The organism is Saccharopolyspora sp. NPDC049426 (genome assembly GCF_040676935.1).
GTDB lineage: Bacteria > Actinomycetota > Actinomycetes > Mycobacteriales > Pseudonocardiaceae > Saccharopolyspora.
Genome location: NZ_JBFAPZ010000016.1, coordinates 61766 through 83731, shown reverse-complemented (window position 1 = coordinate 83731; position 21966 = coordinate 61766). Strand labels below are relative to the sequence as shown.

The 21966-nt window shown below is 69.8% G+C and carries 18 protein-coding genes; 11 read left to right on the top strand and 7 right to left on the bottom strand.

The genetic code is table 11. The features are described from left to right. Positions 1 to 214 precede the first annotated feature (214 nt). Complete coding sequence (locus AB0J78_RS28575) at positions 215 to 1693, top strand: peptide MFS transporter (RefSeq protein WP_363794312.1); 1479 nt, start codon at positions 215 to 217, stop codon at positions 1691 to 1693. A gap of 67 nt (positions 1694 to 1760) precedes the next feature. On the opposite strand, the gene AB0J78_RS28570 is transcribed toward AB0J78_RS28575, so the two are convergent. The 3 genes from AB0J78_RS28570 to AB0J78_RS28560 form a co-directional block, all read right to left on the bottom strand. After that, positions 1761 to 3278, bottom strand: a complete 1518-nt coding sequence (locus AB0J78_RS28570) for an alpha/beta hydrolase (RefSeq protein ID WP_363794310.1) — start codon at positions 3276 to 3278, stop codon at positions 1761 to 1763. A gap of 101 nt (positions 3279 to 3379) precedes the next feature. Then, positions 3380 to 5461 (bottom strand): FUSC family protein, encoded by a 2082-nt coding sequence (locus AB0J78_RS28565; RefSeq protein WP_363794308.1) that lies wholly within the window; start codon positions 5459 to 5461, stop codon positions 3380 to 3382. 70 nt (positions 5462 to 5531) lie between these two features. Next, positions 5532 to 6125 (bottom strand): helix-turn-helix domain-containing protein, encoded by a 594-nt coding sequence (locus AB0J78_RS28560; protein ID WP_363794306.1) that lies wholly within the window; start codon positions 6123 to 6125, stop codon positions 5532 to 5534. Between the two features lie 253 nt (positions 6126 to 6378). Between AB0J78_RS28560 and egtA the strand changes: the two genes are divergently transcribed. Genes egtA through egtD form a run of 4 tightly spaced genes read left to right on the top strand, consistent with a single transcriptional unit; the run spans position 6379 to position 10617 of the window. After that, positions 6379 to 7539 carry an ergothioneine biosynthesis glutamate--cysteine ligase EgtA gene (egtA, locus tag AB0J78_RS28555; RefSeq protein ID WP_363794304.1) on the top strand — a complete coding sequence of 387 codons (1161 nt, stop codon included), beginning with the start codon at positions 6379 to 6381 and terminating at the stop codon, positions 7537 to 7539. A 17-nt stretch (positions 7540 to 7556) separates the two neighbouring features. Next, positions 7557 to 8891: an ergothioneine biosynthesis protein EgtB gene (egtB, locus tag AB0J78_RS28550; RefSeq protein ID WP_363794302.1), complete on the top strand. Its 1335-nt coding sequence runs from the start codon at positions 7557 to 7559 to the stop codon at positions 8889 to 8891. A 2-nt stretch (positions 8892 to 8893) separates the two neighbouring features. Continuing rightward, on the top strand, positions 8894 to 9670 hold the full coding sequence (egtC, locus tag AB0J78_RS28545; RefSeq protein WP_363794300.1) for an ergothioneine biosynthesis protein EgtC: 777 nt from the start codon (positions 8894 to 8896) through the stop codon (positions 9668 to 9670). Beyond that, positions 9652 to 10617 carry an L-histidine N(alpha)-methyltransferase gene (gene egtD / locus AB0J78_RS28540; RefSeq protein WP_363794298.1) on the top strand — a complete coding sequence of 322 codons (966 nt, stop codon included), beginning with the start codon at positions 9652 to 9654 and terminating at the stop codon, positions 10615 to 10617. Before egtC ends, egtD begins: the two co-directional genes overlap by 19 nt. A 1-nt stretch (position 10618) precedes the next feature. Here the strand turns inward: egtD and AB0J78_RS28535 are convergent, their stop codons facing one another. Then, positions 10619 to 10849: a hypothetical protein gene (locus tag AB0J78_RS28535; protein WP_363794296.1), complete on the bottom strand. Its 231-nt coding sequence runs from the start codon at positions 10847 to 10849 to the stop codon at positions 10619 to 10621. A gap of 458 nt (positions 10850 to 11307) precedes the next feature. Between AB0J78_RS28535 and AB0J78_RS28530 the strand changes: the two genes are divergently transcribed. The 3 genes from AB0J78_RS28530 to AB0J78_RS28520 all read left to right on the top strand — a co-directional run bounded on the left by AB0J78_RS28530 (position 11308) and on the right by AB0J78_RS28520 (position 15111). Beyond that, positions 11308 to 12597 carry an aspartate aminotransferase family protein gene (locus AB0J78_RS28530; protein ID WP_363794294.1) on the top strand — a complete coding sequence of 430 codons (1290 nt, stop codon included), beginning with the start codon at positions 11308 to 11310 and terminating at the stop codon, positions 12595 to 12597. Positions 12598 to 12703: 106 nt separating this feature from the next. Next, a complete protein-coding gene (locus AB0J78_RS28525) occupies positions 12704 to 14134 on the top strand; it encodes a PrsW family intramembrane metalloprotease (protein ID WP_363794292.1) in 1431 nt (476 codons plus the stop codon). Between the two features lie 101 nt (positions 14135 to 14235). Further along, a complete protein-coding gene (locus tag AB0J78_RS28520; RefSeq protein WP_363794290.1) occupies positions 14236 to 15111 on the top strand; it encodes a LysR substrate-binding domain-containing protein in 876 nt (291 codons plus the stop codon). A gap of 20 nt (positions 15112 to 15131) precedes the next feature. On the opposite strand, the gene AB0J78_RS28515 is transcribed toward AB0J78_RS28520, so the two are convergent. Further along, on the bottom strand, positions 15132 to 15854 hold the full coding sequence (locus AB0J78_RS28515) for a haloacid dehalogenase type II (protein ID WP_363794288.1): 723 nt from the start codon (positions 15852 to 15854) through the stop codon (positions 15132 to 15134). Positions 15855 to 15930: 76 nt separating this feature from the next. After that, positions 15931 to 16932 (bottom strand): aldo/keto reductase family protein, encoded by a 1002-nt coding sequence (locus AB0J78_RS28510; protein WP_363794286.1) that lies wholly within the window; start codon positions 16930 to 16932, stop codon positions 15931 to 15933. Positions 16933 to 17055: 123 nt separating this feature from the next. Between AB0J78_RS28510 and AB0J78_RS28505 the strand changes: the two genes are divergently transcribed. Next, positions 17056 to 17337, top strand: coding sequence for a hypothetical protein (locus AB0J78_RS28505; RefSeq protein ID WP_363794284.1), 282 nt, complete (start codon positions 17056 to 17058; stop codon positions 17335 to 17337). Positions 17338 to 17463: 126 nt separating this feature from the next. On the opposite strand, the gene AB0J78_RS28500 is transcribed toward AB0J78_RS28505, so the two are convergent. Then, positions 17464 to 19287, bottom strand: coding sequence for a glycoside hydrolase family 3 N-terminal domain-containing protein (locus AB0J78_RS28500; protein WP_363794282.1), 1824 nt, complete (start codon positions 19285 to 19287; stop codon positions 17464 to 17466). Positions 19288 to 19626: 339 nt separating this feature from the next. On the opposite strand from AB0J78_RS28500, the gene AB0J78_RS28495 reads away from it, so the two are divergent. After that, a complete protein-coding gene (locus AB0J78_RS28495; protein ID WP_363794280.1) occupies positions 19627 to 21072 on the top strand; it encodes a glycoside hydrolase family 30 beta sandwich domain-containing protein in 1446 nt (481 codons plus the stop codon). A gap of 132 nt (positions 21073 to 21204) precedes the next feature. Further along, positions 21205 to 21804, top strand: coding sequence for a cadmium resistance transporter (locus AB0J78_RS28490; protein WP_363794278.1), 600 nt, complete (start codon positions 21205 to 21207; stop codon positions 21802 to 21804). Positions 21805 to 21966 lie beyond the last annotated feature (162 nt).

Here is a 21966-nt window from a genome sequence, read left to right as displayed (position 1 = left end):
TGCCGGGTTTCCCGGAGTTCGACGGCGGCCGGGTGCGCGCGCGGACGTACCTCGGGGAGTGCTCCCACCAGGTGCGTTGGGCGGAGCGGAGTCCGTTGTGGCCGGTCGTTGGCTGCTTCTCGCCCCGATGGTCTGATCCAGTCTACCTGGAAGTAACCTGCGACGGAGTTGTCGCGGTCACCACCGCGCTGAACAATCACGAGAGGACGTGATCGTGAGCACACCCACGGTTGCGGACGCACCGCAGAAGGGTTTCTTCGGGCACCCGCGCGGTTTGTTGACGCTGTTCTTCACCGAGATGTGGGAGCGGTTCTCCTACTACGGCATGCGCGCCATTCTGGCGTACTACCTCTACTACGCCGTATCCGAAGGCGGCCTGGGAATCCCCGAATCGACCGCGCTGTCGGTCGTCGGCGTCTACGGCGCCTCGGTCTACATGACCGGCGTCCTCGGCGGCTGGCTGGCCGACCGGGTCGTCGGCGCCCAGCGGGCGGTCCTCTACGGCGGCGTGATCATCATGCTCGGCCACATCGGACTGGCCCTGCCCGGTGGCATGACCACCGTGCTGATCGGCCTGGTGCTGTTGGTCATCGGCACCGGTCTGCTCAAGCCGAACGTCTCCGGCCTGGTCGGCGGCCTCTACGGCGAGCAGGACACCCGCCGCGACGCCGGTTTCTCGATCTACTACATGGGCATCAACCTGGGTGCGTTCATCGCGCCCTTCGTCGTGGGCACCCTCGGCGAGAAGGTCAACTGGCACCTGGGCTTCGGCGCCGCCGCGGTCGGCATGGCGCTGGGTCTGATCCAGTACACCCTGGGTCGCAAGAACCTCGGCAGCGCCGGTCTGGTCCCGGTCAACCCGCTGCCCGCCGAGCACAAGGGCCGGGTCCTCGGCCGCGCGGGCGGCATCGCCCTGGGCTTCGTCGTGGTGCTGGTCGCGCTCGCGGCGAGCGGCATGATGGGGCTCGACGGTCTGGTCAACCTGATCAGCATCATCTCGGCGGTGCTGCCGATCATCTACTTCGTGGTCATGCTCTCCAGCAAGCAGATCACCAAGGTGGAGCGCGACCGGCTGATCGCCTACATCCCGCTGTTCCTGGCCACCGCGCTGTTCTTCCTGCTGTTCGAGCAGCAGCCGAACACGCTGGCGAACCTGGCCGAGTCCGACACCGACCTCAACGTGCTCGGGTTCGCCGTCCCGGCCTCGTGGTTCCAGTCGGTCAACCCGCTGGCGATCATCATCCTGGCGCCGGTCATGGCCGCGCTGTGGATGAAGCTGGGCGAGCGGCAGCCCTCCACCCCGCAGAAGTTCGTCGGCGGTCTGTTCTTCGTCGGCGTGTCGTTCCTGTGGGTCGTTCTCTCGAAGTTCGCCGCCGGTGACGACGGCAAGCACCTGCCGATCATGCTCGCGCTGGTGTTCGTGATCATGACCGTGGGTGAGCTGATGCTCTCGCCGGTCGGTCTGTCGGTGAGCACCAAGCTGGCGCCGAAGGTCTTCGCCTCGCAGACGATGGGCCTGTACTTCCTGGCCCCGGCGATGGGCCAGGGCCTGGGCGCCCAGGTGGTCAAGCTGTACTCGGTGGACAACCAGCAGGTGTACTTCTCGATCGTCGGTGTGGCCACGATCGCGTGCGCGCTCCTGCTGCTGGCCTCCGCGCGCAGCGTGAAGCGCTACATGCACGGCGTGAACTGACGGTTCAGCGCGCGAAGAAGGCCGGTCCCGTTCCCGGGGCCGGCCTTCTTCGTCGTCGCGGCGAGGATCAGCGCAGGTCGAAGGTGCGGGAGTCGCGCGCGTCCGAACCCGACGGGTCCGGCTCGGGGTGACCCGGGATGGCGACGTCCTCGGCGGGCAGGGCGCCGTGCACCAGGTAGTCCGCGCCGATCCGGTCCGCATCGGCGTTGCCGGACAGCGCCCAGACCCCGTGCTTGCCGGCGTCGCGTTCGGTGACCAGCACCGACGACGGCAGCGAGTGGTGCATCTCGACGGCACCCTCGTACGGGGTCGCGACGTCGTGCTCGGAGTTGAACATCAGCACCGGTGGAAGCTTCTCACCGGTGATCTTGGTGGGCTGCTGCCGGGGCGCGTGCCAGGTGCGGCACGGCGCGACGGTCCAGCTGTTGTACCAGGCGGCGAAAGGGTGCCCGGTCGCCATCTGGCGGGAGTCGCGCTCCCACTCCGCGCGGCGGGTCGGCCAGGGCGCGTCGGCGCACTCGACCGCGTTGTAGATCGCGTTGCCGTTCTCGGCGAGCTCGTCCTTCGGAGTGACCATCGCGGCCAGCGCACGGTCGTCGCCCCGCAGCTGGAAGTCCGCGAGCCCCTGGGCCAGCGGCTGCCAGTCGGATTCGCCGTAGAGCGCGTTGAAGCTGATCTCGATCAGCTCCGAGGGCCCCAGCGGTCCGCGCGGCGCCTTCCGCAGGTCCTCCTGCGTGCGCTGCCAGGCGGCCTTCACCGCCGACCCCTCGGTGCCGAGGTGGAAGACCTGGTCGTGCCGGGCCACCCAGTCGAAGAAGTGGTCGAGCCGCTGCTGCGCGGCGACGTCCTGGGCGAGGTTGTTGCCGTACCAGATCTCCGAGACGTCGGGGTTGACCGAGCTGTCCAGGACCATCCGGTCCACCCGCTCCGGGAACAGCTGCCCGTAGACCGCGCCGAGGTAGGTGCCGTAGGAGTAGCCGAGGAAGCTGATCTTCTGCTCGCCCAGCGCTGACCGTATGAGGTCCATGTCGCGGGCATTGGTGGGCGTGTTCAGGTGCGGCAGGTACTTCCCGGCGCGCTGCGCGCAGCCGTCGGCGTAGGTCTGCGCTCGCTGCCAGTTGGTCTCGCGGGCGGCGGGGGAGTCCGGATCGGGCAGCGGGTTGGCCCAGTAGGTCGCCGGGTCCACGCAGCTGATCGGCGTGCTGTGCGCGGTGTTGCGGGTGTCGAAGCCGATCAGGTCGTAGGAGTCGCGCACCTGCGGCGGCACCCGTCCGCCCAGGGTGCCGGCGAAGTCGGCTCCGGGGCCTCCGGGCCCGCCGGGGTTGACCAGCAGCGAGCCGCGCCGCGCCTGCGGGTCGCGGGCGGGCAGCTTGGTGACCAGGATCTGCACCCGCTCACCGCCGGGGTTGGCGTGATCGAGCGGGACCTCGATGGTCGCGCAGCTCAGCTGCGGGTAGGACGTGGCGATGTCCTTCGGGCACTGCCCGAACTGCAGGGCAGGTCGGGGCGCCGCGATGCTCGCCGCGGGTGGCGCGACGGCCAGTGCCGCGACCGCAGCCAGGCCGAGCGCGATCGAACGCTTCACGTGGGGGGCTCCTCAGACGCGTGGAGGCAGTTGATCTCGCAGCGTAGGAGCGGTGGCGGTGGCGACCTACGCACTCGGTGCCGTGTCGCCGGAAGAGTGGATCAGCTTCGCCCGGCCAGGTGAGCGTCGGTCCCGAGTTCGCGCGGCAGCTCGTCGAGGACCTGCGTCGTGCGGTCCAGCCACCGGATGCTGCGGTGCAACGACGTCGGTCCGTCGGTGAGCGATTCGGCCAGGTCGTGCAGCTCGTCGGAGCGGCGGTGCGCCGCCGCGATCGCCTCCTCGAACGGGACCTGCCCCTCATCGGTGAGGGACTCGGCGGCGTCGGCCAGCGCCCACAGCTGCTCGGCCAGGCGCTCCCGGGTGTCGGCGTCGACCATCTCGGCCGTGTCGCCCAGCGCCACCGAGAGGTTGCGGACGTAGTAGGCGCAGCCGCTGAGCTTGGTCGCCGTGCGCTGCACCTGGCTGCGCCGGGACCGGAACCGGTAGGCCGTGAGCGGGTTCGCGCTGGTGAGCACCTGCTGCAGCGCGTCGTCGAGCGCGCGCGTGGGTTCCTGCAAGCCCGAGGCCGTGCCCTGCTCGCTGAGCTCGGTTCCGGTGCTGCGCAGGAAGTCCCGCAGCGCCTTGAGGAACTCGCCGGTGTTGGTGCGGACCAGCTCGCGGGTGCGGGTCGGCAGCACGAACACCGCTGCCAGCACCCCGGCCAGCGCCCCGACCGCGGTCTCGGCCAGTCGCGTTTCCAGCACCGAGGCGTCGAAGGTGCCGAGCATCCCGTACAGCGCCCCGAGCAGGGTGGTGATGAAGAAGGTCATCGCGGCGTAGGAGTAGCCGACGAAGTAGAACGCCAGGAACACGCACAGCAGGATCACCGACAGCTCGGCGGTGAGGTCTCCGCCGACCTGGGCGGCGACCACGATGCCGGCCAGCACGCCGAGGATGGTGCCCGCCGTCCGCTGCCAGGCGCGCACCAGCAGCTCGCCGCGGCTGTTGGCGCTGATGAACACCACGAACGCGGTGATCACCGCCCAGTACCAGCGGTTCGGCGAGACCAGCTGCCCGAGCACGATCGCCAGGCCCGCGGCCACGGTGACCTGGATGGCGGTGCGCAGCTCCGGTCGTGCCAGCCCGGTCTGCTCGTCGCCGGACTCCTCGGTGTCCTCCTCCGTCGCGCTCTCCTGTTCGTCGCGCTGCTCGCCCAGCTCACCGGCCGCTTCGGCGAGTTCCGCCAGCTCGGTGCCGAGCCTGCGAACCGCCATCGCCAGGTCGACCGACCCGCGGTCCTCGATCTGCTCGGACACCCGCCGGGTGGCCTCCCGAATTTCGCGCGGGCGGCTCTCCAGCACCGACAGCAGCGCGCCGACCGCGTGCGGCACGGCGCCACCACCGCTGGGGTGGTCGACCAGCCGCAGCAGCCGGATCACCAGGTTCTCCGCCGCCAGCTCCACGTCGAGGATCCGCTGCCGGAGCACGTCGCGGCCGGATTCGGAGAGCTCGTCCATCCGGCCGACGGTGGTCTCCAGCATCAGCGAGGTCTCGTTCAGCCGCACCGAGCGGTTGTGCAGCTTGCGCCGCCGGGCCGTCGACGTCGGCTGGTCGGCGACGTCGCGCACCGCGTGCAGCAGGCCGTGCACCTGGGCGCGCAGCGTGCGGCGGCCGCGCGCCAGCACGCCCTCGGGATCGTCGCGCAGCACCAGGAACCGCAGTGCGGCGGCCATGATCGTGCCGATGAGCACCGCCGCGACCAGCGCCGGGAACTGCGCGAACTGCGGGCGCAGGAACATCGCGAAGAAGTAGCCCATGAACGCGACCATGCCCAGCGGGAAGTACCGCGGGCCGAACCTGCGCACGTACACGGCCACGAAGATGACCAGCAGGAAGACCCCGCTGTGCAGCGGCGGTGAGAACTGGGTGGCGATCGCCAGGCCCAGGGCCGCCAGGACCGGCAGCGGCAGCAGCGCGTAGGTGACGGCCTGCTCGCGCCGCTCCGGGTCGTTGACGCCGAGCGAGCCGTTGATCGCCACGACCGCGCCGATCATGGCGCTCGGCAGCGGTTGCCCCCACCAGGCCAGCAGCGGCACGGCGATGGCCAGCGTCAGCGCCACCGCGAGGGTGACGCGCACGGCGGTGCGCAGTCTCCGCAACGACGGATCGGAAGCGAGGAAGCGGTTCCACCACTCGCTGCCCATGCCGCGCGTTCTCCTTCGCCTCAGCTGTCGTTGGCGTGAGATTACGCCGAGCGGGGCCCGCGCTGTTGGATCACCGGCCGCGGTGGCGTCGCACGCTCTCCTCGACGACGTCGAGGACCGAGCCCAGGTGCCTCGCCGGGAGACCCATCGCCAGGTGCGAGACCAGTCCTTCCAGGACCAGTTCCAGGTAGGCGGTCAGCACGTCGACGTCGACGTCGTCGCGCAGGTTCCCGGACCGGCGCTGCCACTGCAGACGCGCCCGGGTGGCGGCGGTGAGCAGCTCGGAGCGCTGCGCCCAGCGGTCCCGGAACTCGTTGTCGGTGCGCAGCCTGCGGGAGACCTCCAGCCGGGTACCCAGCCAGTCGGCGCCGAGCGCTTTCGCCTCGACGCCGGAGGGGGCGTCGAGCAGGTTGCGCATCACCTGCACCAGGCCCTGTTCGGCGACCACGTCGGCCATCCGCGCGGCGTCGTCCTCCGCCAGGGCGAGGAACAGCGATTCCTTGTCCTTGAAGTGGTGGAAGATCGCTCCGCGGGACAGCCCGGTGGCTTCTTCCAGACGACGCACGGTGGCACCCTCGTACCCGAAGCGCGCGAAGCAGGACCGCGAACCGTCGAGGATCTGACGGCGTCGCGCGTCCAAGTGGTCCTGGCTGACCCGGGGCATGGCGTGAATCCTGGCAGGACAGTCCGCGCCATCGCAATCCGTACGTACGTTTTGTTGACTTTTCGGGCCGAATCCGGCGCAACCGCACCGGATCGGGCGGTGTTTCGCGCCGCATCTAACAGGTGTGCGAGCGCAGAACAAGGGTCGCGACTGTCGGGGGCTGCCGGTAGCGTCGGTAACCGGCCAATCACGGGCGGTGATCATCTTGGCGATATCGACCGATCCTGCAACCGGCGAGTTCCCGACCTCACGAGTGCGCACCAGGGCGGAGGCGGAAGCCTACGTCGCGTCGGTGTGCTTCAAGCACGGACCTCCCCGGCTGCTGGGTGTCGAACTCGAATGGACCGTGCACCACCGATCTGATCCGGGACGTGCCCTCGACGCTGCGACTCTCATCACCGCGCTCGGCTCGCACGCACCCCGCTCCCTGGTTCCCGACAGCCCGCAACAACCGCTGCCGAACGGCTCCGTGCTCACCGTTGAGCCTGGTGGCCAGGTCGAGATCTCCAGTCTTCCCACCACATCGCTGCGCTCGCTGCTGAGCGTCGTGGCCGCGGACACCGACTACCTGCACCGCCTGCTGGACAAAGCAGGACTGGTGCTGGGCGACAGCGGAACCGACCCCTACCGGTATCCGAACCGCATCCTGCGCGTGCCGCGCTACCAAGCCATGGAAACCGCGTTCGACCGCATCGGCCTGGACGGCAGGCTGATGATGTGCAGCACCGCCGGCGTGCAGGTATGTCTGGACGCGGGCGAACCGGACCGGATCGCCGCGCGCTGGAACGCGCTGCACGCCCTCGGACCGGTCATGATCGCCGCCTTCGCCAACTCGCCCCGGTTGTTCGGCGAGGAGACCGGCTGGGCCTCCACGCGCACGCGCGTGCTGCTCGACACCGACCCGCCGCGCACCAGACCCGGCCCGACCAAGGGCGACCCGGTCAGCGGCTGGGCGCGGCGCATGCTGGACATGTCGGTCGTCTGCCGACGCCGGGACGGCGAGGACTGGTCGGCGCCCAGCGGCCTGAGCTTCGCCGAGTGGATCCACGGCGGGCTGCCGGAACCACCCACCCGCGAAGACCTGGACTACCACCTGACCACGGTGTTCCCGCCGGTCCGCGCCCACGGCTACCTGGAGGTGCGCTTCCTCGATGCGCAATCCGGATCCGACTGGATGCTGCCCACCGCCGCGCTCGCCGCGCTGTTCGGCGACGAGTCCATCGTGGACAAGGTCGCCGTGATGGCCGCGCCCGCCGCCGGGCGCTGGGTGCACGCCGCCCGCTTCGGCCTCGCCGACCCCGTGCTGGCCCGCTGCGCCCGGGAGATCTTCGACCTGGCCTGCCGACTGCTGGGCGGCACGGGCGACGGGCTTTCCGACCGACTCGCCGAGCACGTCGCCCGGCGCCTGAGCTGAACCCGTCACGACCGGAGGTGTGGACGGTGAAAGACGTCCAAGAACTGGGAACCGAAGAGCTGCGCGAGCACGTCGCCGCCGAACTGGCGCGCACCCGGCAGCGCAGCGCGCAGCTCACCGACGCCGTCGACGACGAGGAGCTCGTCAAGCAGCACTCGCCGCTGATGTCACCGCTGGTGTGGGACCTCGCGCACGTCGGCAGCCAGGAAGAGCTGTGGCTGGTGCGCGACGTCGGCGGGCGCGAGGCCGTCCGGCCCGACATCGACGACCTCTACGACGCCTTCCAGCACCGCCGCTCGGACCGGCCCGAGCTGCCGCTGCTCGGCCCGCGCGAGGCCCGCGACTACATCGCCACCGTGCGCGACAAGGTCTTCGACCTGCTCGACGAGACCCCGATGGAAGGCCGCAGGCTCGTCGAGCGCGCCTTCGCCTTCGGCATGATCGTGCAGCACGAGCAGCAGCACGACGAGACGATGCTGGCCACCCACCAGCTCCGCGACGGCCCACCCGCGCTCACCGCCGAACCGCCGCCGCGCTCCTCCGACGCGCTGCCCGCCGAGGTGTTCGTGCCGGCCGGAGCGTTCACCATGGGCACCTCCACCGAGGCGTGGGCGCTGGACAACGAACGGCCCGCCCACGAAGTGCACGTGGACGCCTTCCACCTGGACACCACACCGGTCACCAACGCCGAGTTCGCCCGCTTCATCGAGGCCGGCGGCTACCGGGATCCGCGGTGGTGGAGCGAAGCCGGGCAGCGCTACCGGCACAAGGCTTCCCTGGAGGCGCCCCGGTTCTGGTTCCGCGACGGGCAGCGGTGGATGCGCCGCCGCTTCGGCCACGTCGAAGAGGTGCCCGGCGACGAACCCGTGGTGCACGTCAGCTTCTACGAGGCCGAGGCCTACGCGGCCTGGGCGGGGAAGCGGCTGCCCACCGAGTCCGAGTGGGAGAAGGCGGCCCGCTTCGACCCCGGCACCGGGCGCTCCCGCCGGTACCCGTGGGGCGACGAGGACCCGACACCCGAGCAGGCCAACCTCGGGCAGCGGCACCTGCAACCCGCACCCGCCGGCGCCTACCCGCTGGGCGAGGCGCCGTGCGGTGCGCGGCAGCTCATCGGCGACGTGTGGGAGTGGACCTCCAGCGACTTCCTGCCGTACCCGGGATTCGCGGCGTTCCCGTACCGCGAGTACTCGGAGGTGTTCTTCGGAACCGACCACAAGGTGCTGCGCGGCGGCTCGTTCGGCACCGACCGGTCGGCCTGCCGGGGCACGTTCCGCAACTGGGACTACCCGATCCGGCGGCAGATCTTCGCGGGCTTCCGCTGCGCCCGCACCCCGAGCCCGGACGAGCGCTGAGCATGTGCAGGCACCTGGCTTACCTCGGGACGCCCGTGCCGCTGGACGAGCTGCTGCTCGACCCGGAGCACTCGCTGCTGGAGCAGTCCTGGGCGCCGAACGACATGCGCGGCGGCGGGACCGTCAACGCGGACGGCTTCGGCGCCGGCTGGTTCCGCGACGACGGCACCACCGGCGTCTACCGCAACGGCGCCGCGATGTGGACCGACACGTCGTTCCCCGGGCTGGCCCGGGACCTGCGGTCCTCCGCGGTCGTGGCGGCCGTGCGGTCGGCGACCGTCGGCATGCCGGTGGGCCCCGAGCTGTGCGCGCCGCTGACCGACGGCCGGTGGCTGTTCAGCCACAACGGCAAGGTCGGCGGCTGGCCGGACTCGCTGGCCAAGCTCGCCGCGCGACTGGACCCGGCGGAGCTGCTCACCGCCCAGCCCACCGATTCCGCGGTGCTGTGGGCGCTGCTTCGCCGGAGCCTCGCCGACGGCGCCGAGCCCGGGACCGCGATGGCGGATCTGGTGCGCGACGTGCACGCCGCAGCACCCGACTCGCGGCTGAACCTGCTGCTCGGCGACGGCACCCGGATCGTGGCCACCACCTGGACGCACTCGCTGTGGGTGCGCCGGGAGCCCGATGCGGTGACCGTCGCCTCCGAACCCTTCGGCCGGACCGCTGAGACCGGCGGAACCAGTTGGGTCGAGATTCCCGACCGCTGCCTGGTGGTCGCCGACACCGAACACACCGAGATCGTCTCCCTGGGGGAGGATTCGTGCGAATTCCCGAGCTGACCGTGCGCTTCACCGAAGCCGATGCCGATCGCGAACTGCGCGCCGAGGTCCGAGAAGGACTCACCGACCACCCGAAGTGGCTTTCGCCCAAGTGGTTCTACGACGCGGCGGGCAGCGAGCTCTTCGAGCGCATCACCGAGCTCGACGAGTACTACCAGACCCGCGCCGAGCACCAGATCCTGCGGCGGACGGCGCTGACCATCGCCGAGCTCACCAACGCCGCCACGCTGGTCGAGCTCGGCTCCGGCTCGTCGGAGAAGACCCGGCTGCTGCTGGACGCGCTGAGCAAGCACGGCACGCTGCGCCGGTTCGTGCCGCTGGACGTCTCCGAATCGGCTCTGCGATCGGCGGTCGCCGCCATCGAGGCCGACTACCCGGACCTGGAGGTCTCCGGAGTCGTCGACGACTTCACCACCGGCCGCCTCGACCACGGCGAGGACCGGCTGGTGGCGTTCCTGGGCGGCACGATCGGCAACCTCCTCCCGGAGGAGCGCGCCGGGTTCTTCGCCTCGCTGCACGCCGCGATGCGGCCGGGGGAGTGGTTGCTGCTGGGCACCGACCTGGTCAAGGAGCCGTCGCGGGTGATCCGCGCCTACGACGACGCCCAGGGCGTGACGGCCGAGTTCAACCGCAACGTGCTCACGGTGCTCAACAACCGGCTCGGCGCCGACTTCGACGCCGAGGCCTTCGAGCACGTGGCGCGCTGGAACAGCGATCAGGAGTGGATCGAGATGCGGCTGCGCGCCCGGCGGCCGATGCACGTGCGGGTGCGCGAGCTCGCGCTGGACGTCGACTTCGCCGAGGGCGAGGAGATTCGCACCGAGATCTCGGCGAAGTTCCGGCGTAATCGCATCTCCGACGAGCTGGCGGTGGCCGGTTTCGAGCTGGGGAGCTGGTGGCTGGACGACGCGTCGGAGTACGCGCTGTCGCTGTCGATCGCGCGCTGAATCACCGCTCGAGCTCCTGCTCGGAGGGTCCGGGCAGCCGCGCCATGCACCGCACGCAGGGCATCCCGGCCGGGTGGTCGGACACCTCGGCGACGTACGAGGGGATCTGGATGCCGCACAAGGTGCGCCAAGCGGCTGGGAACGGTCCTTCCGGCTGCGCCGCGAGGTGCGTTTGGCGACGCGACTCGGCCACCACTCCCGCGGCGAACCTCACCGCGACCACTGAGCTCATAGTGCCGCCCCCGGTGGTTGTGCCCGGCCCGGCCGCAGGCTGGTGTCCACCGGGTCTCCCGGCAGACCGCGGGCGGGCAGGGCGATGTGGACTCGGTTGATCATCTGGCACCTCCTGCGAACGGGACTCGTCCGCCGGTGGCACGTGACGCGAGGCTAGGTGTGTTGACCCGTTCGGCCTAGCGACGTTGCGCGAGAACGCCCAACTGATCACCCGAAGGGATTGCCCGGGTGCGGCTGTCCGCACCGCTGAGCACGGGGAGTGGGGCTGATAGGGCCGGCCACGCGGCGCCAGCTACTGGGGGGAGGTGCTGGTGCGGCGTGACCGGCGCGGCACAGGCTACACCCCGTGGGCGCGCGATCATCGGGGGTAGTCGACCAGACGGCCGGTCATGGCCCGCAGGCCTTCGGCGCGGGACACTGGCCTGACCGCACGTGGTCGCAAGAGCAGGAGGAAGCATGTCGGATTCGCTGCTGGCTCGGCACAAAGCCGTGCTGCCGGACTGGCTGTCGCTGTACTACCAGGAGCCGATCGAGATCGTCAGCGGCTCGGGACGGCACGTCACCGACGCCGACGGCAACACCTACCTGGACTTCTTCGCGGGCATCCTCACCAACGCCATCGGCTACGACATCGACGAGATCAGCGACGCGATCCGCCGCCAGGTCGACACCGGAGTCCTGCACACCTCGACGCTGTACCTGATCCGGCAGCAGGTGGAGCTGGCCGAGCGCATCGCCGAGCTGTCAGGGCTGCGCGAGCCGAAGGTGTTCTTCACCAACTCCGGCACAGAGGCCAACGAGACCGCGTTGATGCTGGCGACGCAGAAGCGCCGCAGCAACCAGGTGCTGGCGCTGCGCAACTCCTACCACGGGCGGGCTTTCGCGACGCTGGCCGTGACCGGCAACCGGGGCTGGTCGGCGACGTCGCTGTCGCCGGTGAAGGTCAGCTACGTGCACGGCGGCTACCGGTACCGCAGCCCGTTCGCGGAGTTCTCCGACGCCGACTACATCGCCGCCTGCGTCGACGACCTGCGCGAGGTCATCGAGACCACGACGGCCGGGGACGTGGCCTGCATGATCGCCGAACCGATCCAGGGCGTCGGCGGCTTCGCCACCCCGCCGGACGGGTTGCTGGGCGCGTTCGCCGAGGTGCTCGACGAGTACGGCATCCTGCTCATCTCCGACGAGGTCCAGACCGGCTGGGGGCGCACCGGCGAGCACTTCTGGGGCATCCAGGCGCACGGCGTCACGCCGGACGCGATGACCTTCGCCAAGGGGCTCGGCAACGGGCTGGCGATCGGCGGTCTGGTCGCCGAGGCCGCGCTGATGGACGACATCGGCGCGAACTCGATCTCCACCTTCGGCGGCAACCCGATCTCCACCGGTGGTGCGCACGCCGCGCTGGAGTACCTGCTCGCGCACGACCTGCAGGGCAACGCCGCGAAGCTCGGTTCCCAGCTGCTGCAGGGACTTCGCTCGCACGACAGCGCGCTCGTCGGCGACGTGCGCGGCAAGGGCCTGATGATCGGTGTCGAGCTGGTGGCGCCGGGCGGGAAGAAGCCGGTGCCGGAGGCCGCCGCGCGGGTGATGGAGCTGGCCAAGCAGCGCGGCCTGCTGATCGGCAAGGGCGGGCTGCACGGCAACGTGCTGCGCCTGGCTCCGCCGATGACGCTGACCGAGTCCGAAGCCGCCGACGCGCTGCGGATCCTGACCGACGCGATCTCGCAGGCCGAGCGGGAGCTGTGACGTCCTCTGTGGACTCATCGTTGAGGTGGTGGAGCACGTCCGGTCGGCCCGGTGATTTTCGGGGCTGACCGGACGTGATCGGGGTTCATCTCCTACGCTGCCGGGCATGCCCGCTCTGAGCCCGCAGTCGGTCCTGGAAGGCCGCAACTCCAACCGCGCGCCGGTGTCGCTGATCATCGGCCTGGTGGTCTCCGGCATCTGCATGCTGCTGGCCCTGGCGTCCTACTTCCTGCTCGTCCCCGGCGCCCCCGGCAACGTCGTGCTCGGCATGCTGCTGGCGCTGCCGACCGCGATCGTGCTGGTGGCCCTGTTCTTGCTGGTGGACCGCCTGGAACCCGAGCCGCGGCTGAACCTGCTCGTCGCCTTCGGCTGGGGTGCGGGGGTGGCGCTGCTGGGCGCCTTGATCGTCAACACCCTCGGCGAGTCTGTGCTGGCCGTGGTCTTCGGTCCGGAAACGGCGACGGTGCTGACCGTTTCGGTGATCGCACCGGTGGTGGAGGAGAGCTTCAAGGGCGCTCTGCTGCTGTTCCTGCTGGTGGTCCGCCGCAACGAGATCGACGGCCCGACCGACGGAATCGTCTACGCGGGCCTGTGCGGGCTGGGCTTCGCCCTGGTCGAGAACGTCCTCTACTACATGCAGGGCCTGGCCTCGGTTCCCGGCGAGATCTGGGGCACGGTCCTGATCCGGGGCGTGGTGGCCCCGCTGGGACACCCGATGTACACGGCGATGACCGGGTTGGGCATCGCCTACGCGGCCACGCACCGGGGTGCCGGCCGGATCTTCGCGATCTTCTTCGGCTGGTGCGCGGCGGTGTTCTTGCACGCGCTGTGGAACGGCGGGTCGGTGCTGTTCGGGATCGGCGGCCTGATCCTGGCCTACATCGTCGAGGCCGTCGTGCTGCTGATCCTGGTGATCATCCTGATCCGCGACCGCAGGCGTCTGGTGCACCTCATCGGCCGGTACCTGCCCGCCTACATCCCCAGCGGTCTGGTGGCGCCGAACGACCTGAACATGCTCGGCACCATGCAAGGCCGCAGGCAGGCCCGGCACTGGGCGCGTTCCCAGGCGGGCAACGTCGGGGCGCAGGCCATGGGCGACTACCAGCTCGCCGCGACGGAACTCGCGCTGCTGCACTCCCAGGCCGAGCGCCGCACGATCGAGCCGCAGGCGTTCTTCACCCGCCGGGACCAGATCGTCGGTCTGATGCGCGTGGCCCGGGACGCCTTCTTCCTCCGCAGGCCCCAGCCGGCACCGGCTCCGTGGGCCCGCAACGAGCAGTCGGGCTTCTTCACGCTCCCCAAGCAGCTCAACGAGATGCCGACCCACAAGCTGCGCATCCAGCCACCGTCGCAGCCGCAGCCGCCGCAGCACCCGGGACAGGGTCCGGGGAACCCGCCCCGCCCGGGGCCGCAGCCGCCGATGCCGCCCGGCCAGGCGATGCCGCCTGGACAGCAGATGCCGCCCGGGCAGCAGTGGCCGGGTCAGCCGGGGCCTCAGCAGGGGCCGGGGCAGCAGGGACCGTGGCCGCCGCGGTAGTGGCGGTCTGACGGTCGGTTTTCGGCTGCGGCCTCGGTAAGGTGAGCCATCAATGCAGGACCGGACCTGCTGAGGCGGCCACCGATACTGAGGCGGCATCGATGTTCACCCTGACCCACCTGACCGGTTTTGTCGCGGTGGCCGAGGAGCAGCACTTCGGCCGCGCCGCGCAGCGGCTCCGCATGACCCAGCCGCCGCTGACGCGGCAGATCCAGCAGCTGGAGAAGGAGCTGAAGGTCCAGCTGTTCGACCGCACGAGCCGCACGGTGCGGCTGACCCCGGCCGGACGAGCCTTCCTGCAGGACGCCCGGCGGTTGCTCAGCGAGGCGGAGAACGCGGCGCTGTCGGTGCGGCGGGTGACGGCCGGGCAGGCCGGGATGATCCGCGTCGGGTTCACCGCGACGTCGGCCTACGGCGAGCTCGGCAGGGTGCTGGCGACCGTTCGCGAACACCTGCCGCACGTGGACGTGGTGCTGCACGAACTCGTCACCCGCGACCAGATCGAACGCCTCTCCGGCGGTTCCCTGGACCTCGGCCTGGCACGGCCCCCTGCCGCGCGGCCGGAGCTGGCGTCGCGCCGGTTGCGCGCGGAACCGCTGCTGGCGGCCCTGCCCGAGGAGAATCCGCTGGCCGAGGGCTCGGAACCCCTGGAACTGGCGAGATTCCACGGCGCGGACATGGTGATGTACTCGCCGACCGAAGCCCGCTACTTCCACGAACTGCTGGTCACGATCTTCGGCAACGCCGACGTGCAACCGACCTACGTCCAGCACGTGAGCCAGATCCACACCGCCCTCGCGCTGGTGCAGGTGGGACTCGGCTCCGCCCTGGTGCCCGCCACCGCGGCCCGGCTGCGCCTGGAAGGAGTGTCCTTCCGCCCGATCCACCTCCCCGAACCGGAACCGGTCGAACTCCACCTCCTCTGGCGCCACGCCAACGACAACCCGGCCCTCCGCGCTCTCCTCGACCTGCTCTGAGGCAGGTTCGCCCGCGCGGGTCAGCCCGGGACGTGCTGCGGGAGCTGGATGGAGAGGTCGACGATGTCCTGCGCGATGACGTCCCACGGCCCCGCGGCGTGGAGGTCCTGGCGCTGGCTCGGCCCGTACTCGGTGGGCCGCGGGATGAACGCCGTGCGGAGCCCTGCCTGCTGCGCGGCCTCCAGGTCGGTGTTGTGGGCCGCGCACAGCATGACGCGTTCCGGCGGGAGCCGGAGCAGTTCGGCGGTGCGGAGGTAGGCGGTGGGGTCGGGCTTGTAGGCGCGGGTGATGTCGGAACCGATGATCACGTCCCACGGCAGGCCCGCGTGCTTGGCCATGTTGGTCAGCAGCGCGGTGTGGCCGTTGGACAGCGGGCCGATGATGAAGTGCCGCTTGAGCTCGGTCAGTCCGGGGACGCTGTCGGGCCAGGGCGGAAGCCGGTGCCACGCGCGGTTGAGCCAGTCCACATCGGACGGATCGGCGGTGTCGAGGGGGAGGCCGAGTTCGGCTGCGGTGGCGTCGAGGTTCTCCCGGTGCAGGACGTCGAGGTCGACGAACTCCCGCTCGCCGCTGCGAACCGGCGCCATCGACGGTTGGTAGCGGCCGCGCCACGCCAGCGCGAAATCGTTCGGGTCGACGGTGCCGGAGAACTCCGCCAGCGCCTGCGAGATGCCGGTCCTCCAGTCGACGACGGTGCCGAAGGTGTCGAACAGCACCGCGTCCACCAGGTGCTTCGGTCGCATCGTCGCCCTCCCGGGTCGTGTCCAACGCTCGCAGGTTACGGGCTCGTTGGCACGCCCGGAAGGGCGACGTGGTGGGTCAGCTGCGGGACTTCGGGGCGTTTTCGGCGGTCTTGCCCGGATCGGTGACCGCGACCGGAGCGAGGAGGTCGTTCATCTTCGCCACCAGCTCCCCGTCCAGCTTCACACCTGCGGCGACGGCGTTCTCCGAGACCTGCTCGGGTCGGGAGGCACCGATGATGGCGGCCGAAACGTTGTCGTTCTGCAACACCCACGCCACCGCCAGCTGAGCCGGCGACAAGCCCGCATCCTCGGCCAGCGGCTTGAGCTGCTGGACGCGCTCCAGGACCTCGTCGCGCAGGTAGCGGGCCACGAACGTCGACCCGCGCTCGTCGGTGGCGCGCGAGCCTTCCGGCGGCGCGGCGCCGGGCTTGTACTTGCCGGTCAGCACGCCCTGGGCGATGGGGGAGAACACGATCTGCCCGATTCCCAGCTCGCGGGACGCCGGGACGACCTCGCCCTCGATGACCCGCCACAGCGCCGAGTACTGCGGCTGGTTGGACACCAGCGGGATGCGCAGCTCGCGGGCCAGCGCGTGACCCGCGCGGATCTGCTCGGCGGTCCACTCGGAAACCCCGATGTAGTGCGCCTTCCCGCTGCGGACGACGTCGGCGAAGGCCTCCATCGCCTCCTCCAGCGGCGTCTCCGGGTCGTAGCGGTGCGCCTGGTAGAGGTCGACGTAGTCGGTCTGCAGCCTGCGCAGCGAGTTGTCGATCGACTCCATGATGTGCTTGCGCGAAAGCCCGCGGTCGTTCTTGCCCTCGCCCATCGGGTGGTAGACCTTCGTGAAGATCTCCAGCCCTTCGCGGCGCTCCGACCGCAACGCCCGCCCGAGCACCTCCTCGGCGCGTCCGCCCGCGTACACGTCGGCGGTGTCGAAGCTGGTGATGCCGTTGTTCAGCGCGGCGCGCACGCAGGCCACGGCGGCGTTCTCCTCGACCTGGGAGCCGTGCGTGATCCAGTTGCCGTAGACCAGCTCGCTGATGATCAAGCCGCTGCTGCCCAGATGCCGGTAGTGCATTCGCGTCCTCCTGGTCGCCTCGAAGCGCAAGCCGCCGTTCGCAGCATAAGCCGCTGCTCCACCCGATCGGCTAACTCTCATTCGATCCTCGCAGGTCAGACCTGCATTTACGATCAACTGAGCGTGTTCGCCGATGATGATCTCTTGCGTAAACGCGAGGTAACCGCCAAGGTATCCAGCGCACGCCGCGCTTCGGCCGGGTGTGTGGCCTGGCGAGACAACGGAGTCTTGCCAGGCGTCGAAAGTTCAGGGCCGATGTGCGACGACGCCCGGCCCGACGGATTCGAAGAGGACTTCCAGGTGCGCAACATCCGCCGGCAACCGACCGCCGACGACAACGCAAGTCCCACCCGCCTCCTCCTCCGCGCGGCCTGGCTGCAGCTCTTCACCTCCTTCGTGCGCTGAGTCCGCCCTGCGGCGACGGCCGGTCCTGCGCCCGGGACCGCTCCGGTCCGCGGTGCGGCAGGGCGCCATGATCCTGAGCCGAACCGGACGCTCATCCCGCGAACCGGGGTGAGCGCCAGGATCACGTCAGTACTGCAGGCCGAAGCCGTAGGGGAACAGGGGCTTCTGGCCGTCTCCGTCGTTGATGGGCTGTTGGTCGGCCGAGTTCATCCAGGTCATCGGCAGGGTGCCGGTGGGGTTGTGGTCGCCGAAGAGGACGTCGGCGACGCCCGCGCCTTCGGTGCCCGGCAACCAGGAGGCGAGCAGCGCGTCCCAGTTCGGCAGGTGCTGGCTGATGTCCAGCGGACGTCCCGAGACGGTGACCGCGATGACCGGAACTCCGCTGTCCTCCAGCTTCTTCAGCGTCTCCTGGTCCTCCTGGTCCAGACCCATGCCGGCCGGGCGGTCGCCCTTGCCCTCGGCGTAGGGGGTTTCGCCGACGATCGCGATGGCGGCGCTGTAGGTGTTGTCGATGCCCGTGCCGTGGCGGTCGTAGGTGATCTGCGAGCCCTTGGCCGCGTCCTTGATGCCCTGCAGGATCGTCGTGCCCGGGGTGATCGGGCCGCTCTCGCCCTGCCAGCTGATCGTCCAGCCGCCCGACTGGTTGCCGATGTCGTCGGCGTTCTTGCCCGCCACGAACAGCTTCCCGCCGTCCTTGGGCAGCGGCAGCAGGCCACCGTCGTTCTTCAGCAGCACCTGCGACTTGCGGACCGCGTCGCGGGCGAGCGCGCGGTGCTCCGGGCTGCCGACCGTGCCGGTGAACTGCCTGTCGGTGTAGGGGTTCTCGAACAGGCCGAGCTCGAACTTCTTGGTGAGGATGCGCCTGTTGGCATCATCGATGCGCGACATCGGCACGTGCCCGTTCTCCACCTCGCCGCGCAGCAGCTCGGTGAACTTCTTCCAGTCGTTGGGCACCATGATCATGTCCAGGCCGGAGTTGATCGCGGTGGCGACCTCCTCGGCGGTGAAGCCCAGCTGGCCGTCGATCTGGTCGATCGCGTCGTAGTCGGAGATCACGAAGCCCTTGAAGCCCAGCTCGCCCTTGAGCACGTCGTTGACCAGGTACGAGTGCGCGTGCAGCTTCAGGCCGTTCCAGCTGCTGTAGGAGATCATCACCGAACCCACGTCCCGGTTGACGGCCTCCTGGAACGGCGGCAGGTGCACGCGGCGCAGCTCCTGCTCGTCGATCTCGGTGTTGCCCTGGTCGTCACCTCCGGTCGTGCCGCCGTCGCCGATGTAGTGCTTGGCCGTGGCCAGCACCGATCCGGGGGCGTTGAGCGCTTCGCCCTGCAGGCCGTTGATGGCCGTGGCGTGGGCGGTGGGCCGCTCCGGGGTCTCGCCGAAGGACTCGTAGGTGCGTCCCCAGCGGTCGTTGCGGGCCACGCACAGGCACGGGGCGAAGTCCCAGTCGATGCCGGTGCCCGAGATCTCCTCGGCGGTCGCGCGCCCGATGTCCTCGGTCAGCTTCGGGTCGTTGGCCGCGCCCAGGCCGATGTTATGCGGGAAGATCGTCGCGCCGTGCACGTTGTTGTGCCCGTGCACGGCGTCCACGCCGTAGATCAGCGGGATGCCCAGCGGAGTGGCGGTCGCCGCGCGCTGGTAGTCGTCGTACATGTCCGCCCAGGACTCGGCGGTGTTGGGTTCGGGCGTCGACCCGCCGCCGCTGAGCACCGAGCCCAGCGACGCCGAGGCGGCGGTCTGCGGGTCCGCCGCGACGCGCTCGGCTTGCGTCATCTGACCGATCTTGTCCTGCAACGACATCCGCGACAGGAGGTCCTCGACCCGGTCGGGAACCGGCGCGGACGCGTCGCGGTAGGTCGGAGCGGCAGCGGTCACCGTCGGGGTGATCACCGCCGTGCACGCGAGGGCGGCGCCGATCGCCGCCACGCGCATCCGTCTGCTGAAGGCCATGAACGCATCTCCTCGGCGTTGAGAAAGCACAGTGCTGAAAGGCATTCGCGCGACTGCGAGTCGAATTCCGAAAGATTTCGGATTCCTGCGCGGATCGAATGCCTCCGAACCGATACAGTCCTGGGACGTCGCGGTGTGGTCGGGTTTGTCGCGATTGCCGAACGTAGCACCGGGAACGCGAATTGCGGGATCGTTGGCGAAAGTTCGACACGGTGGCCCAAAAGTCGGCGGCATGTTCGCCGGAATGCCGTATCAAATGGGAATTCCCATGTGCGCTCCGGAGGAATTCGGCGAACAATCCGCGTCGTTCACCCGTCCCCCGGTTGAGAGGAACTCGCGATGAAGCGAACCCGACCCTGGCGCAGGCGCGCCGCGCTGCTCGCCGGCACCCTGCTGCTGGGAACGGCGGCGGGCGCCGCGCCCGGGGGTGCCGCGCCGGTCGTGCAGGTGTGGGAGACCACCGGCGACAAGAGCAAGCTCCTCGAACGCCAGGAGGACGAGGAGTTCGGATCCGGCGGCAGTGCCCAGACCATCATCGACGTGGACCCGGCCACGACCTACCAGACCATCGACGGGTTCGGCGCCGCCTTCACCGACTCCTCGGCCGCCCTGGTCGCCAACGACCTCGACCAGGGCGCGCGCGACGAGCTGATGAACAACCTCTTCGGCGCCGACGGCATCGGGTTGAGCATGGTGCGGCAGCCGTTGGGCGCCAGCGACTTCGCCACCGCCGAGTCCGGCGACTACACCTTCGACGACACCTGCTGCGACCTCTCCGACTTCAACACCGGTCACGACGAGGCCTACATCCTGCCGATCCTGAGGCAGGCCGAGCAGATCAACCCGGACCTGAAGGTGATGGGCACGCCGTGGAGCGCTCCGGCGTGGATGAAGACCAACGACAACGTCGACGGCGGTGAGCTCAAGACCGAAAACCACGGCGTCTTCGCCGACTACCTCCTCAAGACAGCCCAGGCCTACTCCGACGCCGGTGTGCCGCTGGACTTCCTGAGCATCCAGAACGAGCCCTACCACCCTGAATCCGGGGACGGTTCCTCCGGGTACCCGTCGATGCACATGTCCCCGGAGCAGCAGGCCGCGGCGATCGGCGACGAGATCGGCCCGAAGTTCGCCGAATCCGGCCTGAAGACCCAGCTGCTCGCGTGGGACCACAACTGGTCGCACCCCGAGTACCCGGGCATCGTCGCCGACGACCCGGAAGCGGGGCAGCACGTCGCGGGCGCGGCCTTCCACTGCTACGAAGGCGACGCGTCCGGCCAGAGCGAGTTCCAGCAGGCGCACCCGGACAAGGGCATCTGGTTGACCGAGTGCTCCGGCGGTGACTGGTCGCCGGACTTCGCCCAGAACCTCAAGTGGCAGACGCAGAACCTCATCATCGGCGGAACACGGAACTGGGCCAAGGGCGTCGCGCTGTGGAACGTGGCGCTCGACCAGCACCACGGCCCGACCAACGGCGGCTGCTCCGACTGCCGGGGCGTGGTCACCGTCAACACCGACGACGGGCAGGTCACCTACAACGAGGAGTACTACGTCCTCGGCCACGTCGCGAAGTTCGTGAAACCCGGTGCGCAGCGTGTCGAATCGACCAGCAACCCCAACGGCATCGAGTCGGTCGCCTTCCGCAACACCGACGGCTCCACCGCCTTGATGGCGCTGAACGCATCGGACTCCGAGCAGACCTTCCAGGTCCGCAGCGGCGGTCAGAGCTTCGAGCACACCCTCCCAGCGGGAGCCGTCACGACTTTCACCTGGCAGGGACCCTGAGACGAGGTGGGGGAAGTGCCCACCTCCCTCTCAAGGCCCGTGTCGATGCCGTAGCTCGCGCTGAGCTCGGGTCATGCCTGCCGTCGACCGCATAGGGTTGCTGGGGCAGACGGTTGAGGCGGGAAGGTTGCGGTGGAGCTGACGCTGGTCGGGCAGGCCGTGGGCATGTTCGCGGTGACCAACATCGATGACATCTTGATCCTGGCGTTGTTCTTCGGTCAGGCCGCTGGTCATCCTGGGAGTGCCGTTCGGGTCGTGGCCGGACAGTACCTGGGCTTCGGCGCGATTCTGGCGGCGGCGATCATCGGTGCGCTTGGCGCTGGTCTGCTGCCCGAGGCGGCCATTCCGTACCTCGGGTTGCTTCCGCTGCTGTTGGGTATCCGCGCAGGGTGGACGGCATGGCGCGAACGTCACGGCACGGATGGCGGAGAGATCCCGAGCGCGGGCGATGGCCCGACGACGTGGGCGGTCGCCGCGGTGACGTTCGCCAACGGCGGGGACAACATCGGGGTCTACGTCCCGGTGTTCGCCACCACCGGCCCGGGCGGGCTGGTCGTGTTCGCCGCTGTGTTCGTGCTGCTGGTGGCCGTGTGGTGTGCCTCAGGGCGGTACTTCGCGACTCGACCCGTGATCGCTCGCTCCCTGTCGCGCTGGGGGCACGTCGTGCTGCCCGTTGTCCTGATCGGCATCGGCCTGGCGATCCTGATCGAAGGGGGAGCGTTCGGGCTTTGAGAGGCGGGTGAGTCGGTTAGGTCGCCGCAACCAGTTCTCGCTGGGAAGTGCGTTGATCCCGAGTGCCCATACGGCGCAAGGTCGGCAGAAGTGCTGTTCCTGGCATCCCAGGACGCGCCAGGAACCTCACGACCGGCCCCGTTCGACCCGCGATCGCGGGGG

Bases quoted from the DNA above. Each gene is read 5' to 3' on its own strand.
- AB0J78_RS28565 (WP_363794308.1), bottom strand. From the start codon at position 5,461: ATGGGCAGCGAGTGGTGGAACCGCTTCCTCGCTTCCGATCCGTCGTTG.
- AB0J78_RS28560 (WP_363794306.1), bottom strand. From the start codon at position 6,125: ATGCCCCGGGTCAGCCAGGACCACTTGGACGCGCGACGCCGTCAGATC.
- egtC (WP_363794300.1), top strand. From the start codon at position 8,894: ATGTGCAGGCACCTGGCTTACCTCGGGACGCCCGTGCCGCTGGACGAG.
- AB0J78_RS28535 (WP_363794296.1), bottom strand. From the start codon at position 10,849: ATGAGCTCAGTGGTCGCGGTGAGGTTCGCCGCGGGAGTGGTGGCCGAG.
- AB0J78_RS28530 (WP_363794294.1), top strand. From the start codon at position 11,308: ATGTCGGATTCGCTGCTGGCTCGGCACAAAGCCGTGCTGCCGGACTGG.
- AB0J78_RS28525 (WP_363794292.1), top strand. From the start codon at position 12,704: ATGCCCGCTCTGAGCCCGCAGTCGGTCCTGGAAGGCCGCAACTCCAAC.
- AB0J78_RS28520 (WP_363794290.1), top strand. From the start codon at position 14,236: ATGTTCACCCTGACCCACCTGACCGGTTTTGTCGCGGTGGCCGAGGAG.
- AB0J78_RS28515 (WP_363794288.1), bottom strand. From the start codon at position 15,854: ATGCGACCGAAGCACCTGGTGGACGCGGTGCTGTTCGACACCTTCGGC.
- AB0J78_RS28510 (WP_363794286.1), bottom strand. From the start codon at position 16,932: ATGCACTACCGGCATCTGGGCAGCAGCGGCTTGATCATCAGCGAGCTG.
- AB0J78_RS28500 (WP_363794282.1), bottom strand. From the start codon at position 19,287: ATGGCCTTCAGCAGACGGATGCGCGTGGCGGCGATCGGCGCCGCCCTC.
- AB0J78_RS28495 (WP_363794280.1), top strand. From the start codon at position 19,627: ATGAAGCGAACCCGACCCTGGCGCAGGCGCGCCGCGCTGCTCGCCGGC.